Origin of the sequence: Pseudoalteromonas phenolica, assembly GCF_001444405.1 — a bacterium.
GTDB lineage: Bacteria > Pseudomonadota > Gammaproteobacteria > Enterobacterales > Alteromonadaceae > Pseudoalteromonas > Pseudoalteromonas phenolica.
The window spans coordinates 700,671-715,178 of record NZ_CP013188.1; the positions used below are offsets into that span (position 1 = coordinate 700,671).

The following is a 14,508-nucleotide window of genomic DNA, read 5'->3' on the forward strand; positions in this document are numbered from 1 at the left end:
AGAAACAAATCTTAGACGAGCATGAAATTTGATTTTATTGCGCTGGCTTAAGTTTTCACACTATTTTTGTGTGTCTTTAATCGTTGCTAGTAGTTTGTCTGAAGCATCTTCAATCAAATCTAATACCAGTTCAAAGCCATCGCCTGCACCATAGTACGGATCTGGCACTTCATCATATTGGCTATCAGCGAAACTTAAAAATAGCTTAAGTTTGTGTTGATGTTCACTCGGACAACTAGCTTGAAGGTCTGCTAGGTTTTGCTTGTCAGCCGCTAAGATCAAGTCGAACTCTGTAAAATCACTTTGCTTAACCTTGCGAGAATACTGACCTTTAAAGCTGTAACCTCTTTTTTCACCCGCTTGCATTGAACGGCTATCTGGTTTCTCGCCACTGTGATAACCGATGGTGCCCGCAGAGTCTATGGTTAAATTTAGCCCTAGTTCTTTAGCTTTGTGTTTCAGCACAGCTTCACCCGTTGGTGAGCGGCAGATGTTACCCATGCAAACAACTAGAATTTTTGAAATGTCAGCGTTCATCAAAGTCTCTCCCTAATAGCGGTGTTTATTCTAAAACCATTGTTTTACAAATAAAAGTAACAGGTTGCTCTATCATCTCAAGGTTTAGTTCATCTCGGTTGGGATTACACTCCATAGCAAGGGCAAAACCATGTAAATAATCAACGAGCAGATGCAGCACAGTTTGTTGTGTGTCTGTATTTAAATCTAGTGACCCAGTTATACGCTCGAAACGTGCTGCGAAAACCTCGGCTGGGCCAATCATTTTACTGCTGAGTAAGGTTTGTAAAAGCCCACGATACTTATCAAGTATCGCTAAATAGCTTTTGCTTAATTCGAAAATCTCTTGTTGCCAATGCAGTGATTGCGGGTCATGAATTTCGTTGATCAATGACACAGTGACAGCTTCGAGCAATGCATCTTTGTTTTTAAAGTAATGGTAAATGGCCATGGCATCGACATTTAATGCAGCTGCCAAAGCTCTAATGCTTGGTGGCTTGCCTTTTTCAAGCATGAGTTGCTTTGCTTGGTCGATGATAATGTCTTGGCTTAACTGTTTTTGTGCAGGGCGGCCTCTTTTTGTTTGCTTGACACTCATCAAAATATCTCTAATCATACAATTAATTCTACGGCGTAGAATTTTAATCGGATTTTAAGTTTTATACAAGTTAAAAGAGGTGTGTAATGACAAACACGGTCTATATAGCAACCAGTCTCGATGGCTTTATTGCAGATAAAAACAACCAAGTAGATTGGTTACATCAAGTGCCAAATCCAACTGGCGATGACTGTGGTTTTGCTGAATTTATGCAGAACATAGACGCGTTAGTGATGGGGCGAAATACCTTGGAAGTGGTGTTGAGTTTTGACTGTGATTGGCCCTATTCAAAGCCTGTATTTGTATTGAGTAATACGCTGCAGCAAGTACCTGAAAACTTGAAAGACAAGGTGTTTTTAGTTCAAGGCGAATTAAAAGATGTCGTCGATAGCTTGAATAAGCAAGGGTTTAAACACCTGTATATTGATGGCGGTAAAACCATTCAAGGGTTTCTGCAACAAGATTTAATTGATGAGTTAATCATAACGACTATTCCTGTTTTACTCGGAGGCGGTATTCCACTTTTTGGAGAGCTCAAAGCACCATTGAAGTTTAAACATGTGAAAGCCATACGATATTTGGATTACCTAGTTCAAAACCACTTCATTCGCGCGGACTATTAGCTTTTAAAATTAGAAGCTTAGATATATGAAATTCCATATATCTATTTGAACTTGATTGGCTTAGAATATATGAAAATTCATATGTTCTTGTTTGGCACTGTTTGACACAAGAATGAGCCAGTTGAAAGTGAGTAAAGTATGGGGCTATTTGAGCGATATTTATCGGTTTGGGTTGGGCTAAGTATCTTAGTTGGCGTGATTGCAGGTAACTTTATGCCTGACGCCTTTGCAGTCGTAGCAGGTTTAGAGTTCTTTCATGTCAATTTAGTCGTTGCTTTGCTCATTTGGGTGATGATTTTTCCTATGATGGTGCAAGTCGACTTTGCAGCCATTAAAGATGTCGGCAAAAAACCGAAAGGAATTATTCTCACTTTGGTACTTAATTGGCTTATCAAACCCTTCACTATGGCTTTGTTAGGCTGGTTGTTTTTTAAAGTCTTTTTTGCATCTATGGTTGACCCACAAAGTGCGAACGAATATATCGCAGGTATGATTTTATTGGGTGTTGCGCCCTGTACTGCGATGGTGTTTGTATGGAGTCAACTAACCAAAGGGGATGCAAATTATACCCTTGTGCAGGTGTCGGTGAACGACATTATCATGGCATTTGCGTTTGCGCCGATCACCGCGCTCTTACTTGGGGTGAGTGACATTACAGTCCCTTGGGAAACATTGATTATCTCAGTCGTACTCTATGTTTTGATCCCATTGGCCGCAGGTTTTGCATTTCGACGTTTTTTACTCAAACAGCAGGGGGAGGCGCAGTTAAACCGCTTTTTGGCTGGTATCAAACCTTTTTCTGTTATTGGTTTGCTAGGCACAGTGATACTACTATTTGGCTTTCAAGCACAAACGATTATTGAACAGCCGCAAGTCATCGGCTTAATTGCTATTCCGCTACTTATTCAAACTTATGGTATTTTTGCTTTGGCGTATTGGCTCGCTAAAAAGCTAAAGTTACCTCATAACATTGCCGCCCCGGCCTGTATGATCAGTACCTCTAACTTTTTTGAACTGGCAGTTGCAGTGGCGATTTCAATGTTCGGCCTGCATTCGGGCGCTGCGCTCGCAACTGTTGTTGGCGTATTGGTCGAAGTCCCTGTGATGCTCAGTCTTGTGTGGTTTGCAAATAAAACGCGCCATTGGTTTTAAGCGTTTTAGAGCACTTGAAAGTCGATTTCAGGTGCTCAGAGTCTATACTGCTTGAATAATCCACATTCTCTTTTTGCTAAATTAGCTGCGATCCTGTACCCTGCATCGCCTTACAAATTTGAGTAAATATATGCAATTTTCTGATCTCGCTTTATCCCAAAATATTCTTCAAGCTTTAACCGACAAAGGTTATACCCAACCAACTCCCATTCAAGCACAAGCTATTCCTGCCGTTTTAGAGGGCAGAGATGTGATGGCTGCCGCGCAAACGGGTACAGGTAAAACGGCAGGCTTTACACTGCCTATGCTTGAACTACTGAGTAAAGGGGATAAAGCCAGAGCGAATCAAGTACGTGCATTGGTATTAACACCGACACGCGAGCTTGCTGATCAGGTTTGGCAGAATGTTGAAACTTACTCTCAGCATTTAAATCTGTCGACACAGGTTGTGTATGGCGGGGTGAAAATTAACCCGCAAATGATGAAGTTGCGTCGTGGTGCAGACATACTAGTCGCAACGCCAGGCCGTTTACTGGATTTATTCCAGCAAAATGCCATCAAGTTCGACAGATTAGAGTTATTCGTTCTAGACGAAGCCGATCGCATGTTAGACATGGGCTTTATTCACGACATTAAGCGTGTGATTAAGTTGCTTCCTAAAAACCGTCAAAATTTAATGTTTTCTGCGACTTTCTCTGATGAAATTCGTGAACTGGCAAAAGGCCTTATCAACGATCCGGTTGAGATTTCAGTGGCCCCAGCGAACAGCACAGTGAAAAGCATTGAGCAAAGCGTTTATGAAGTTGATAGAAGCAAACGTACTGGGTTACTAAAGCATTTAGTGAAAACTCATAATTGGCAACAGGTGCTTGTCTTTACTCGCACTAAGCACGGTGCAAACCGTTTGGTTCGCGATTTAGAAAAAGCAAAAATTGCGGCAGCAGCTATTCATGGTAATAAAAGCCAAAACGCTCGGATGAAAGCCCTCGCGGGTTTTAAAGATGGCGAAGTGCGTGTGCTGGTGGCAACAGACATTGTTGCCCGCGGTTTAGACATTCAAGAGCTACCAAATGTAGTGAACTTCGATTTACCGAATGTGTATGAAGATTACGTTCACCGGATTGGCCGTACTGGTCGCGCAGGCGCAACTGGCGAGGCTGTATCGTTTGTAACACATGAAGATGCCGATGATTTATTTGGGATTGAACGACTCATTCAAGAGCTTATTCCGCGTAAAATTGAGCCGGGGTTTGAACCGCAAAACCCAGTGCCAGAATCTAAGCTAGACACACGTCCGCTGAAAAAGAAAAAGCCTAAGAAACCGAAAAAACCTAAGCAAGTAGATGGTGAACAGGCAAAAGCGTCAACAGGCAATCAGCAAAGTAAAGCTAAACCAAATTCAAGCAACGCAGCTAAGCCGAAGTCAAAGCCTAGGTCGCAAGGTAATCGCGTAGAAGGTGATAAATCGAACGCAAATAAACCGCGTAGAAATAAGCCCAACTCGGGGAATCGCAAACCGCAAAATGGAAACAACAAGCCGAGCGGTCAAGGACAACGCAGTGAGCAGGGGAAAGCGAATAACTCTAATCGCTCAAATAATAGTAATCGCCCAAGCAGTGGTGGTCGTTCGAGAAATGGCAGCAATGATAGTGCGAACAAACCAAAAAGAAGCAGTTACCGAAATACGCGTGGGTAGCTTAATACCATTGCTCAAAATAGATCACTTAATTAAGAGGATTGATATAAATTCACACTAAAGCATTTTGTTAGTTATTTGAATCAAGGCCTATACTTTTAGTATGGGCTTTGTTTTGAGGATGTTATATGACGAATGCGCTAGCAAAACAAATAAACAACATACCTATGTTGCCGAGTGTGATAGCTCAACTCTTGTCTTTGTCTGTTGATGATCCTGACTATTTCAACAAAGTTATCTATCTAGCAGAGTCCGACCCCACGTTTGCATTACGGACTATAAAATTAAGCAATAGCGCCTTATTTGGCACTCACCAACCCATCACTAATATTCACGATGCGGTTATTAGGATTGGTATAGATCAAATCCATAATTTATTGGCTTCTATTGCGGTCACTAAGGTATTTCTACCAGTCACAATGTCAGAAAAAAGGCTTTGGCAGCACTCAATTGAAGTCGCTTGTTTAGCTAGGTTAATAGCTAGTCATTTGAATGAATGCAACATTAAACCCGAACAAGCATATTTGGCCGGCTTACTTCACGATTTGGGCTTATTTCTTCGCTTTCAAGTGAGCCAAGAACAGTTTAACCATATTGACGATTATGTATGGTCAACACCAGCTCAGCATGTTGAGGCAGAAAAGAATTTATTTAAAGAGTCACATGCCAATTTATCAGAGTTAATCTGCCATCAATGGGGTGTACCCAAACTTATCTCTAATGTAGTTGCACGCCATCACCACTATGAATTAGCTGAACAAATGAAAGACGCAGAACAAATAAATCACCTCATCAGAGTGATTCAATTGGCCGATCTCTGTAGTGAAATGGTTTACAACATGCAAGGTGTGACAAAAAAAACCGTCATACAAGAAATAAAAAAAATACCAGCCTTAGCTAATTGGGCCAGAGCACACCTTAATTCAATTAAAGCATTGGATGATGGAAAGGCTGCGCTTGAGCAAGCGCATGAGTTATATAATCAGCTTTTAAACTAACTTTCGGTTTTGCTTTGCGCAAATTCTCTTTATTATAACTAGCGTTAAACTTTAGCGGTTTTTTAAAGAGGGGTAAGCATGTATCAGGGAAGCTGTTTATGCGGCGCGGTTAAAATTGAAGTAGGGCAGATCAGTTCTATTATTCACTGTCATTGTTCTTTGTGTCGTAAATCGAGCGGTACTGCATTTGCTACTAATGGCTTTGTTAATGCGAGTGAATTTAAAATCACTGCTGGCGCTGAAAATATAAGCTTTTACGAGATGAAGCCGGGCAGAAAAAGGCATTTTTGTAAGACTTGTGCATCACCTATTTATAGTTCAAATGAAGCTGATCTGAGCCGTTACCGGTTAAGACTAGGCATTTTAGATTCTGACATCACAGAGCGCCCAATCTCTCATAACTTCGTAACATCAAAAGCGTGTTGGGATAGCCTAAATCAAGATTTACCCCATTACGAAGCTCACGAGCCTAACCGGCAATAAGAATTTGAATGTGATCTAGATTGCTTGGCTGGGCTCTAGGTGATAAACCTCAGCGAGTAAGCTGAATCCCATTTGTTGGTAAAGTGGTAAACCTGCTTTTGAAGCTTGTAGCGTCATTAAGCGAGTATCTTGGCGCTTAGCAAAATCAACCAGGTGATGCATAAGTGTTTTTGCTATGCCTTGGCCTCTAAAATTAGGATCGACACCTACTTGATGCACGCCCATCACGTCATTACTTTGAAACGCGATGGCGGTGCCAGCTATGGTCCCGTTAACCATATAAGAAAACAAAGTAGCATTTGGGTTTGTGAGTAGAGGTAACAGAGCTTCTGGCGCAATGCTATAACCAAATGCGTTTGAACAAGCTTGAGCCCAAGATGGTAAGTCATCTGGCTGAGTTAACACTTCAACTTGGTTTGACCCATTAAAGTGTGCCTTATCCAAAGGCAAAAACATGGCTCGCAGTGACATTTTTACTTGCTTTGTACTATGCTCCGCAGGCTTTAAAATCGTCACACTAGATTTTCCTGCGGGTATTGGATGCGCTTTTTCTGAGTAATCTAAACCGAAGTCGGCCTGCCAAGCTTTATTCGGCCAATTGGTATGTATTTTTAGTGGTTCGCTTTTTTGCTCCTTTTGCTGCTCATTTTTTAGCTCAGGGCTGTGTGCCATTGCAGACCAAAAGGCGTCTAAATTCTGTAAGTTTTTTGCAAGTTCTGAAGTCATGATCTTAGTCCCTGTTAATTAAAATAATGCCGACGATGAGCAGCGTGCTGCCTAATAGTTTGCTACTGGTTATGAGTTTTTGTGGGGTTTCAAATAGTCCAAAATGGCTGATCAGCATGGCGATAACAAGCTGGCCAGTGAGGGCATAACTCATCATCATACCCGCGCCCATTTTTGGAATGAGCCAATACATAGCACCGACACCGACCACACTCAACGCGCAAGAAAACCACAAATACCATGGCACACTTGCCAGCTGTATGTTGTTATAAGTGATTTGCAGCGTCTTAAACTGGCTGAGCACAATAAAGCTAGTGATAAGCACAAAGCTGGCTAAAAACGCAAAACTTGTGGCGAGTAGCGCGCTGTGTAAGTGTACCCCGAGTCTTGCATTCATGGCTGCCTGAATTGCAATGCAGCCGCCAGCAAGAATTGCCAGCATACCGAGCGAATTCATAATGTTATCACCAACTGCTCGGTTGTTTTTCGAAATTTAGGCCGAGTTGCTATGGTGTCATTTTTACTGCGAATACCGACAGGACAAAGAATAGCGGCATTGAGCCCTTGTTTATCGAGCCCAAGCACTTGGTTGATACCTTGAGTATCAAATCCTGTCATAGGGCCTGCATCAATTTGATGCATTGCTGCGTAACTGAGGAGTTTGCCCAGTGCGATGTAGCATTGCTGTTCTGCCCAAATTTTCTGCTCTGCTGACGTTCTACTCAAAATGTCTTGCGAGATAATGTCTTTATAAGCTGATAATGCTTCAGCTTCTTTGCCTTGAGATACCGCAAGCTCACGAATATAAGTGTTGATAGCGTCAGCCGGGATCTCGGTGTAATTCGCCAATACTAATAAATGTGAGCACTCTGCTACTTTGTTTTGCCCGTAACTAAACGGTATGCAGGCATTTTTAAGTGCTGCACTTTCAACAATTAAAAGTTTGTAAGGTTGCATACCATAAGCGCTGGCACTGAGTCTGACGCTCTCAACTAAGCCATCAATTTGTGTTTGCGATAAAGTCTGGTTTGAAAATTCTTTTACTGCGTAGCGCCAGTTTAGTGCATCTAAATAGTTCATAGCTTTCATTCCTGCATGTGGTTGATGTGGTAAGTTTATGAAAGCTGAACTTTGAACGCCTTTACATATGTTGATAAAAGCAATTAAATATTTAACCAACGCTTAGGTTATTTAGATCTTTTTTAATACGACTCAACTGGGTAGGCGTGATCCCAAGATAACTGGCAATATGATACTGAGGAAGTCTAGACAAAATAGCTTCGTATTTGTCTAAAAACATCATATATCGCTGTTTTGCTTCGTGTTGTAAGTATCCTATTTCTTTTGGCTCTTTTTCTAACAGCCAATGTTGCTCTAAATAGTTGATATGAAATGCCATGAGCTCACTATCAGCAAACAACTCACGGCGAAACTGTTTAAAATCTATGGTTATGATGTCACAGTCTTCGAGTGCTTCTATGGCTAAAAAACTGGTTTCATTCTTTAGTAAGGCACTCATTGAGCCTGGAAAACGTCCTTCAGCAAAGAAGTTTTTATTAAATTCATTACCTTCCTCATCTATCAAATAAGCGCGCATCAACCCTTTATGAATAAAGGCAAAACTACTGGGTGTTTCACCTATGGCATACAAGGTTGTGCCTTTAGCAATACGAGTATACTGGCAGGCACTAAAGTAGCGTTTTAAAGTTTGCTCTGATAATGGCGCGTATTGTTTAAGTATTTGCTCTAAATGGGTAAATGCAGCTTGCAATGAGATAAACCTAGATAATGTAGAGGCTTTGACTATAACAACTTAAAAGAGAATTAGTAAGAATTTGATGGAAGTCAGTTTATAAATTAGGGGGGATTTGGAGGCCAGCGAACTGGCCATACTATAATTAGCGGTTCGAGTGAGACCACTTAGGGTTATAGTTTACGATTTCAGAGCAGATAGCGAAAACATAACCAACAGAAAGAATGGTATAGAAACAGACAAGCTCTGTAAGGCTTTTAGAAGTATTCATGATTTCCTCTTTGTTTTGTTTATTCGTTTACTAGTCTAATAATTAGAGTTCGAATTATCAAGGTTGTTTTTTGATCTTTTTGTTACAGTGAGAAGATAAGAGTTCTAATGTTGTGCTTGTTTTCTATTAAGTTGATGTTTTAAAATTGTTTTTTATATTTTTTAATATGGCATTCTTGTGCGTGTGACTTTAATTTATATTCTTAATAAATAATTAGATATAAAAGTAAATTGGTAGTGGTAAATATGGTGGGCAAAGATTTAGGTGAGTGTTTTGTGTGTGTGTTGTTTTTAAGCTTTTGAATTTTATGTTAATTTTTTAAAGGTTAGGGTGCAAAGCTTTTTATCTTTGCTAGTAGTAGAAAAGCAATATGGGAAAGACATACTGACAAGAATGCACTGATCCCAAGCGCGCCCCCGAATCCTGTTAAGTGAGGGATGAGATACTCAAAAAATAGGGCAAATAAAACCGCAGATAAACAGATGCTTTCAATACCAAACCGAACAGGAGCACTCATGCCAACAAAAGTACTGCCAAAAAATACCAAGCTATAAAGTTCTGTGTTCAAGTCAATTAGGTGGAAAATACCATAGGCTAAAATAGATAAGCAGCTCGATGCACGTATGGCATCAAAGCGGTTTCGTTTTGCTAACAGGTAGGTTGAGATTGCACCCAATAAAGAGATAAGTAGCAGGTCAATAGAAATTGAATTAAGCATTACATTAATACCTGTCGAGTAAGTACAAATATAGCGACCGAGGTAAATGCAATTCCGCCTAGGCGACCGCCAAAGCCACTGAACAGGCGTATGCTCGATACATAAAGCAAGGTACCAATTAAGCAGATAAACGATAATGCCCACATGCTTTCAATTAGCTCAGCAGAACACATGCCACTGAAACAGCCAGCATATAAGGTTGCATGAGGGTGATGAGCAAGTGTTTTATTGCTTGGAACGAAGCTTGCGATAAATGCAGGGAGACTTGCAGATAAAACCACAGGAATTGCAAAAAAGCCATGTAATAAAAAGCAAGCAAACGCACCAATGAAATATGTGCATAGTAAAACGGTAAAGAGTTGGGCTTTATTAAAAATATCGATTCCTTTGAAGTATGAATGTACGAGGCGTTCTAACGTCTTTGATCCTACCTCTTTTGTATAGCGCTATCATGTGCTTTATGGTCTTTTGCTATAAAAAGTTTGAAATTTCAATGTAACTTAATTTACTTCAATAGCTTTTTACACAAAGTCAGTTTCGAAAGGGCACATAAGATAATTCATTTTCTTATGTGCGCGAGTGGTCTATTAAGAAAAGTTTCCATTTTTCGTATGTTACCAAATATACCGATATAGTAGTGTGTTCTACAGTTTTTCTGACTTTTTGAATTTGTAATAACGTACCGCTTTTACAATGACAGCAATTAAAATAGTGACAAACAAGATATGAAATAGGCGATGAAGTATACCGTCTCCTAAAAAGTGATCTTCGTGTGCTATGGTTAGGTTTGTAAAGAGCAGCGTAAAGATAAAAAATAAAGTTTTCATTTTGGTTTCCTTAATCAATAGTTAACATGCCTTCAGTTTCAATGAAGGTAATAATGTCATTTAGACCTTGTTGCGTTTTCATATTGCTAAATACGAAAGGTTTATCGCCGCGCATTTTCAGAGTATCTTTTTCCATTATTTGCAATGAAGCCTCTACTAGGTCCGCAACGTCAATTTTATTAATGACTAATAAGTCTGACTTTGTGATACCAGGGCCCCCTTTGCGCGGAATTTTGTCACCTGCAGAAACATCGATGACATAGATGGTTAAGTCAGACAATTCGGGACTAAATGTCGCGCTGAGGTTGTCACCGCCACTTTCAACGAGCACAAAATCAAGATTGGGATGTCTCGATTGCAACTCGTCGATAGCAGCTAAATTCATAGATGCGTCTTCTCTGATTGCAGTATGAGGACAACCACCAGTTTCAACACCCATAATTCTATCGGGAGAGAGTGCTTGGTTACGTGTTAGAAACTCTGCATCTTCACGTGTATATATATCATTTGTGACGACAGCAATGTTGTATTTATCCCTTAAAGTTAAACAAAGTTGACGTAATAAAGCTGTTTTTCCTGAACCCACAGGACCGCCAACTCCAATTCTTAAAATGTGTTTATTCATTAATTTTTACCTTAATTTAAGATCTAAAAAGTCTCGAATATTGTGTTTCGTGCCATGCGCTTGCCATCGCAAGGTGAGGCAGGCTTGCACCGATTTCATCATCTTTTAAATGGTTTGCTTTGACTAAAGATTTAGGGATCTGATCAGCTAACTTAAAAAGTAGGTTTTGTGCTTGAGTCTGGCCCAAAGGCACTAATTTAGTTGCTGCTGCAACTTGGTTATCAATGAATGTCCAGCAATAGCCACTTTGAGCCTCTAGTGGGTCAATATCAAACGTATAAGCTGCCAACGCAAAAGCACTCACAAAACTAACTTCATTTAATTGGCTGATTTCAGAAAGTTCACTCAGTTCTATGTCATTCAAGTTTTTGAGTAAACGAATTAAAGCACTGCCCATTGCTAGATCTGCCAGTAATAGCTCATGGCTTTCACGAGATGCTAGAGAGTGATCATTCCATCGCATGAAAGTCACTAAGTCTTTATTTTGAAGTGCATCCAATAAGCGTTTCAAAAGTGGTAAATCGACTTGAGCTAAGGCATTTTCTAAATTGATAATTATCCATGACAGAGTACTTTGTTCTGAGCTGACCCAGCCCTGTTCGACAGCAAACTCGAGTCCTTGAGAAAACGAGAAACCGCCAACAGGTAAATTTGCACTGCATAATTGAAGTAGATGGCTGAGCTTAATTGGATCAAATTGCATTATGTGACCCTACTTAATTATGAGAGTGTGCATGAGTATGGTAAGCACCAGTTTCAGGAGCAAAAATCGCCAACGTATGATTAATTGACAGGCCGAACTTCTCGCAAAGTTCGTCTAGCACATGATCGGGCTTGTATCTGACCCACAATAGACCGATTTGCAAGATTGTATGTCTATTGCCTAGGTGGTAGCAGATTTTCGAGAAGGTATCCCAGTCTGTTGCGTATGCAGTAGATACTTCCTCAGGGAGTCCCTTCACTTCAATGTGTAACCCACAGTCTGTTTTGAGAATGTCGCCAATAAATAATGGATGGCCCCTTTGTAAAAATATACCTAGGTCATAACCATTATCCGTTCTACTTTTTATTCTTACTTTTTTGCGTGTATCGAAGTCTAGGGTAACAGAATCATCTACTTCGACTTCGCTATTATTCACTCTTTCAGATGCTTTTAACATGTATAAACCTCTAATGATTAAAACAGACAGTAACGTTGAGCGAGTGGCAATTCTGTTGCTGGCTCACAAGTAAGCAATGTGCCATTTGCTCGAACTTCATATGTTTCTGGGTCAACTTGAATATCTGGCTGCCAGTTATTGTGGATCATGTCATCCTTAGAAATATTTCTAGTATTTTTACAAGCGCTGATGTGTCTAGTGAGGCCAATCTTTTGGGGGATGCCTAAGTCAATGGATGCTTGTGACATAAAAGTGATTGATGTTTTGGCGGGTGCAGAACCATAACTGCTAAACATGGGTCTGTAATACACAGGTTGAGGAGTAGGAATTGAAGCGTTTGCATCACCCATTGGTGCTGCTGCGATTAAACCGGATTTGAGGATCATCGCTGGTTTTATGCCAAAGAATGCCGGTTTCCAAAGTACAAGATCGGCCAGTTTCCCAACCTCTACCGACCCCACTTCATGACTTATCCCGTGGCTAATTGCGGGGTTAATGGTGTATTTAGACACATATCTTTTTAATCGAAAGTTATCATTACGTTCTGTGTCTGGACTCAAAGGGCCACGTTGAACTTTCATTTTATGGGCTGTTTGCCAAGTACGAGTGATCATTTCCCCAACACGTCCCATTGCTTGAGAGTCTGAAGCTATCATGCTGATTGCACCTAAATCATGCATGATGTCTTCGGCAGCAATACTCTCTTTTCGGATCCTTGAATCGGCAAATGCAATATCCTCAGGAATAGATGGGTCTAGATGGTGACAAACCATCAACATATCTAAATGTTCATCAATGGTGTTTACAGTATATGGTCGGGTAGGGTTTGTAGATGATGGAAGTACATTGGCTTCTGAACAAGCTCGAATAATATCGGGTGAGTGACCGCCTCCGGCGCCTTCAGTATGGTATGTGTGAATTGTTCGCCCTTTAAAAGCTGCGAGTGTGTCCTCAACAAAACCTGACTCGTTCAAGGTATCTGTGTGGATTGCAATTTGTACATCATATTGCTCTGCTACACTTAAACAGTTATCAATTGCCGACGGTGTTGTGCCCCAATCTTCGTGAAGTTTTAGGCCACACACACCAGCCTCGATTTGTTCTTCAATTGCCAAAGGTAAACTGGCGTTTCCTTTTCCTAAAAAACCAAAATTCATAGGAAAATCATTTGTCGCCTGCAGCATTTTATGAATATTCCATGGACCTGGGGTACATGTGGTTGCATTTGATCCTGTTGCAGGACCTGTACCACCACCGATCATGGTAGTGACACCTGACATGAGTGCCTCTTCTATTTGTTGCGGGCAGATAAAATGAATATGTGCGTCAATGCCGCCAGCTGTTACAATTTGGCCTTCTCCAGCGATGATTTCAGTGCCGGGGCCTATTTCTATGTTTACACCATCTTGTATGTCAGGGTTACCAGCCTTGCCTATAGCGCAGATGCGACCAGAATTGATACCAATATCTGCTTTTACGATGCCCCAATAATCCAATATAGTCGCATTGGTAATGACTAAATCAGGTGTGTCATAACAAGAACCCTGACTTTGTCCCATACCATCCCTGATAACTTTACCCCCTCCAAATTTTACTTCTTCGCCATAGTTGGTGAAGTCTTTTTCGACCTCTAACCATAACTCTGTATCACCAAGCCTGACTTTGTCACCTAAAGTTGGGCCAAACATTTTTGCATATGCATGTTTATCGATATCAGCCATCACAGTGCTCCTTGGATTAGGGCTCTAAAGCCAAAAATTGTTTTTTTACCTTGAAAGGGGATAAGGGTCACAGTACGAATTTGACCAGGTTCAAACCTCACTGCTGTACCTGAAGTAATGTCTAAACGATACCCTTTTGCAGTTTCACGTTCGAATACCAGAGCTTGATTTACTTCATAGAAATGATAGTGAGAACCAACTTGGATTGGCCTGTCGGCTGAATTTGCCACTTCAACTTGAATTCGGGGACGGTCGCAATTCAGTTGGTGAGTGCCAGGTTCTGAAATAATTTCACCAGGGATCATACTTAGCTCCTTAAATAGGTGACTACACAATAGGGTTATGAACAGTGACTAATTTGGTTCCATCCGGAAAAGTCGCTTCAACTTGCACTTCTGCGATCATGGATGGGATCCCTTCCATCACTTGCTCCCTTGTTAAAAGAGTGCGGCCATAATCCATAAGCTCAGCAACAGTTTTTCCATCACGGGCTCCTTCAATTATTTCCATGCTGATAAAGGCGATGGCTTCAGGGTAATTAAGTCTTAAGCCTCGATTCAATCGGCGCTCAGCAAGTAATGCAGCAGTGAAAATTAGTAGCTTGTCTTTTTCTCTGGGTAATAATTCCATAGTGAATACTC

The 14,508-nt window shown here is 40.8% G+C and carries 21 protein-coding genes; 5 read left to right on the top strand and 16 right to left on the bottom strand.

Going from position 1 to position 14,508, the window contains the following annotated elements:
- Positions 1 to 60: 60 nt before the first annotated feature.
- Complete coding sequence (locus PP2015_RS20220) at positions 61 to 525, bottom strand: low molecular weight protein-tyrosine-phosphatase (protein WP_193330525.1); 465 nt, start codon at positions 523 to 525, stop codon at positions 61 to 63.
- Positions 526 to 562: 37 nt separating this feature from the next.
- The gene (locus PP2015_RS20225; RefSeq protein ID WP_227009262.1) at positions 563 to 1,132 is read right to left on the bottom strand and encodes a TetR/AcrR family transcriptional regulator; all 570 of its coding nucleotides are present in this window, start codon (positions 1,130 to 1,132) and stop codon (positions 563 to 565) included.
- A gap of 68 nt (positions 1,133 to 1,200) precedes the next feature.
- Here PP2015_RS20225 and PP2015_RS20230 point away from each other — a divergent pair, with 68 nt between their 5' ends.
- The 5 genes from PP2015_RS20230 to PP2015_RS20250 all read left to right on the top strand — a co-directional run bounded on the left by PP2015_RS20230 (position 1,201) and on the right by PP2015_RS20250 (position 6,066).
- Positions 1,201 to 1,737 (top strand): dihydrofolate reductase family protein, encoded by a 537-nt coding sequence (locus tag PP2015_RS20230; RefSeq protein ID WP_058032298.1) that lies wholly within the window; start codon positions 1,201 to 1,203, stop codon positions 1,735 to 1,737.
- A gap of 138 nt (positions 1,738 to 1,875) precedes the next feature.
- Positions 1,876 to 2,889 (top strand): ACR3 family arsenite efflux transporter, encoded by a 1,014-nt coding sequence (gene arsB, locus PP2015_RS20235; RefSeq protein ID WP_058032299.1) that lies wholly within the window; start codon positions 1,876 to 1,878, stop codon positions 2,887 to 2,889.
- Positions 2,890 to 3,019: 130 nt separating this feature from the next.
- The gene (locus PP2015_RS20240; RefSeq protein WP_058032300.1) at positions 3,020 to 4,585 is read left to right on the top strand and encodes a DEAD/DEAH box helicase; all 1,566 of its coding nucleotides are present in this window, start codon (positions 3,020 to 3,022) and stop codon (positions 4,583 to 4,585) included.
- A gap of 128 nt (positions 4,586 to 4,713) precedes the next feature.
- Positions 4,714 to 5,583 (top strand): HDOD domain-containing protein, encoded by an 870-nt coding sequence (locus PP2015_RS20245; RefSeq protein ID WP_058032301.1) that lies wholly within the window; start codon positions 4,714 to 4,716, stop codon positions 5,581 to 5,583.
- Positions 5,584 to 5,661: 78 nt separating this feature from the next.
- Positions 5,662 to 6,066: a GFA family protein gene (locus PP2015_RS20250; protein WP_058032302.1), complete on the top strand. Its 405-nt coding sequence runs from the start codon at positions 5,662 to 5,664 to the stop codon at positions 6,064 to 6,066.
- A gap of 15 nt (positions 6,067 to 6,081) precedes the next feature.
- Here PP2015_RS20250 and PP2015_RS20255 read toward each other — a convergent pair whose 3' ends face one another.
- From PP2015_RS20255 to PP2015_RS20315, 14 genes are all read right to left on the bottom strand, one after another.
- Complete coding sequence (locus PP2015_RS20255) at positions 6,082 to 6,792, bottom strand: GNAT family N-acetyltransferase (protein WP_058032303.1); 711 nt, start codon at positions 6,790 to 6,792, stop codon at positions 6,082 to 6,084.
- A gap of 4 nt (positions 6,793 to 6,796) precedes the next feature.
- Positions 6,797 to 7,249, bottom strand: a complete 453-nt coding sequence (locus PP2015_RS20260) for a DMT family transporter (protein WP_058032304.1) — start codon at positions 7,247 to 7,249, stop codon at positions 6,797 to 6,799.
- Positions 7,246 to 7,872: a nitroreductase family protein gene (locus PP2015_RS20265; RefSeq protein ID WP_058032577.1), complete on the bottom strand. Its 627-nt coding sequence runs from the start codon at positions 7,870 to 7,872 to the stop codon at positions 7,246 to 7,248. The genes PP2015_RS20260 and PP2015_RS20265 overlap by 4 nt, the downstream gene beginning before the upstream one ends.
- Before the next feature lie 91 nt (positions 7,873 to 7,963).
- A complete protein-coding gene (locus tag PP2015_RS20270; protein ID WP_058032305.1) occupies positions 7,964 to 8,563 on the bottom strand; it encodes a Crp/Fnr family transcriptional regulator in 600 nt (199 codons plus the stop codon).
- Between the two features lie 127 nt (positions 8,564 to 8,690).
- On the bottom strand, positions 8,691 to 8,816 hold the full coding sequence (locus tag PP2015_RS22155) for a hypothetical protein (RefSeq protein ID WP_257720524.1): 126 nt from the start codon (positions 8,814 to 8,816) through the stop codon (positions 8,691 to 8,693).
- A 325-nt stretch (positions 8,817 to 9,141) separates the two neighbouring features.
- Positions 9,142 to 9,522, bottom strand: coding sequence for a hypothetical protein (locus tag PP2015_RS20275; protein ID WP_058032578.1), 381 nt, complete (start codon positions 9,520 to 9,522; stop codon positions 9,142 to 9,144).
- An 11-nt stretch (positions 9,523 to 9,533) separates the two neighbouring features.
- Positions 9,534 to 9,815 carry a hypothetical protein gene (locus PP2015_RS20280; protein WP_227009263.1) on the bottom strand — a complete coding sequence of 94 codons (282 nt, stop codon included), beginning with the start codon at positions 9,813 to 9,815 and terminating at the stop codon, positions 9,534 to 9,536.
- A 363-nt stretch (positions 9,816 to 10,178) separates the two neighbouring features.
- Positions 10,179 to 10,361: a hypothetical protein gene (locus PP2015_RS20285; protein ID WP_058032307.1), complete on the bottom strand. Its 183-nt coding sequence runs from the start codon at positions 10,359 to 10,361 to the stop codon at positions 10,179 to 10,181.
- A gap of 10 nt (positions 10,362 to 10,371) precedes the next feature.
- On the bottom strand, positions 10,372 to 10,986 hold the full coding sequence (gene ureG, locus PP2015_RS20290) for an urease accessory protein UreG (protein WP_058032308.1): 615 nt from the start codon (positions 10,984 to 10,986) through the stop codon (positions 10,372 to 10,374).
- Between the two features lie 16 nt (positions 10,987 to 11,002).
- Positions 11,003 to 11,689 carry an urease accessory protein UreF gene (locus tag PP2015_RS20295; protein ID WP_058032309.1) on the bottom strand — a complete coding sequence of 229 codons (687 nt, stop codon included), beginning with the start codon at positions 11,687 to 11,689 and terminating at the stop codon, positions 11,003 to 11,005.
- 13 nt (positions 11,690 to 11,702) lie between these two features.
- Complete coding sequence (locus tag PP2015_RS20300; RefSeq protein WP_058032310.1) at positions 11,703 to 12,146, bottom strand: urease accessory protein UreE; 444 nt, start codon at positions 12,144 to 12,146, stop codon at positions 11,703 to 11,705.
- Positions 12,147 to 12,163: 17 nt separating this feature from the next.
- A complete protein-coding gene (gene ureC / locus PP2015_RS20305; RefSeq protein WP_058032311.1) occupies positions 12,164 to 13,867 on the bottom strand; it encodes an urease subunit alpha in 1,704 nt (567 codons plus the stop codon).
- A complete protein-coding gene (locus PP2015_RS20310) occupies positions 13,867 to 14,172 on the bottom strand; it encodes an urease subunit beta (RefSeq protein WP_058032312.1) in 306 nt (101 codons plus the stop codon). Before PP2015_RS20310 ends, ureC begins: the two co-directional genes overlap by 1 nt.
- A 22-nt stretch (positions 14,173 to 14,194) precedes the next feature.
- Complete coding sequence (locus PP2015_RS20315; RefSeq protein WP_058032313.1) at positions 14,195 to 14,497, bottom strand: urease subunit gamma; 303 nt, start codon at positions 14,495 to 14,497, stop codon at positions 14,195 to 14,197.
- Positions 14,498 to 14,508 lie beyond the last annotated feature (11 nt).

Bases quoted from the DNA above. Each gene is read 5' to 3' on its own strand.
- PP2015_RS20225 (WP_227009262.1), bottom strand. From the start codon at position 1,132: ATGATTAGAGATATTTTGATGAGTGTCAAGCAAACAAAAAGAGGCCGC.
- PP2015_RS20245 (WP_058032301.1), top strand. From the start codon at position 4,714: ATGACGAATGCGCTAGCAAAACAAATAAACAACATACCTATGTTGCCG.
- PP2015_RS20240 (WP_058032300.1), top strand. From the start codon at position 3,020: ATGCAATTTTCTGATCTCGCTTTATCCCAAAATATTCTTCAAGCTTTA.
- PP2015_RS20265 (WP_058032577.1), bottom strand. From the start codon at position 7,872: ATGAACTATTTAGATGCACTAAACTGGCGCTACGCAGTAAAAGAATTT.
- PP2015_RS20295 (WP_058032309.1), bottom strand. From the start codon at position 11,689: ATGCAATTTGATCCAATTAAGCTCAGCCATCTACTTCAATTATGCAGT.
- PP2015_RS20250 (WP_058032302.1), top strand. From the start codon at position 5,662: ATGTATCAGGGAAGCTGTTTATGCGGCGCGGTTAAAATTGAAGTAGGG.
- PP2015_RS20260 (WP_058032304.1), bottom strand. From the start codon at position 7,249: ATGAATTCGCTCGGTATGCTGGCAATTCTTGCTGGCGGCTGCATTGCA.
- PP2015_RS20300 (WP_058032310.1), bottom strand. From the start codon at position 12,146: ATGTTAAAAGCATCTGAAAGAGTGAATAATAGCGAAGTCGAAGTAGAT.
- PP2015_RS22155 (WP_257720524.1), bottom strand. From the start codon at position 8,816: ATGAATACTTCTAAAAGCCTTACAGAGCTTGTCTGTTTCTATACCATT.
- arsB (WP_058032299.1), top strand. From the start codon at position 1,876: ATGGGGCTATTTGAGCGATATTTATCGGTTTGGGTTGGGCTAAGTATC.
- PP2015_RS20255 (WP_058032303.1), bottom strand. From the start codon at position 6,792: ATGACTTCAGAACTTGCAAAAAACTTACAGAATTTAGACGCCTTTTGG.
- PP2015_RS20310 (WP_058032312.1), bottom strand. From the start codon at position 14,172: ATGATCCCTGGTGAAATTATTTCAGAACCTGGCACTCACCAACTGAAT.
- ureC (WP_058032311.1), bottom strand. From the start codon at position 13,867: ATGGCTGATATCGATAAACATGCATATGCAAAAATGTTTGGCCCAACT.
- PP2015_RS20285 (WP_058032307.1), bottom strand. From the start codon at position 10,361: ATGAAAACTTTATTTTTTATCTTTACGCTGCTCTTTACAAACCTAACC.
- PP2015_RS20315 (WP_058032313.1), bottom strand. From the start codon at position 14,497: ATGGAATTATTACCCAGAGAAAAAGACAAGCTACTAATTTTCACTGCT.
- ureG (WP_058032308.1), bottom strand. From the start codon at position 10,986: ATGAATAAACACATTTTAAGAATTGGAGTTGGCGGTCCTGTGGGTTCA.
- PP2015_RS20230 (WP_058032298.1), top strand. From the start codon at position 1,201: ATGACAAACACGGTCTATATAGCAACCAGTCTCGATGGCTTTATTGCA.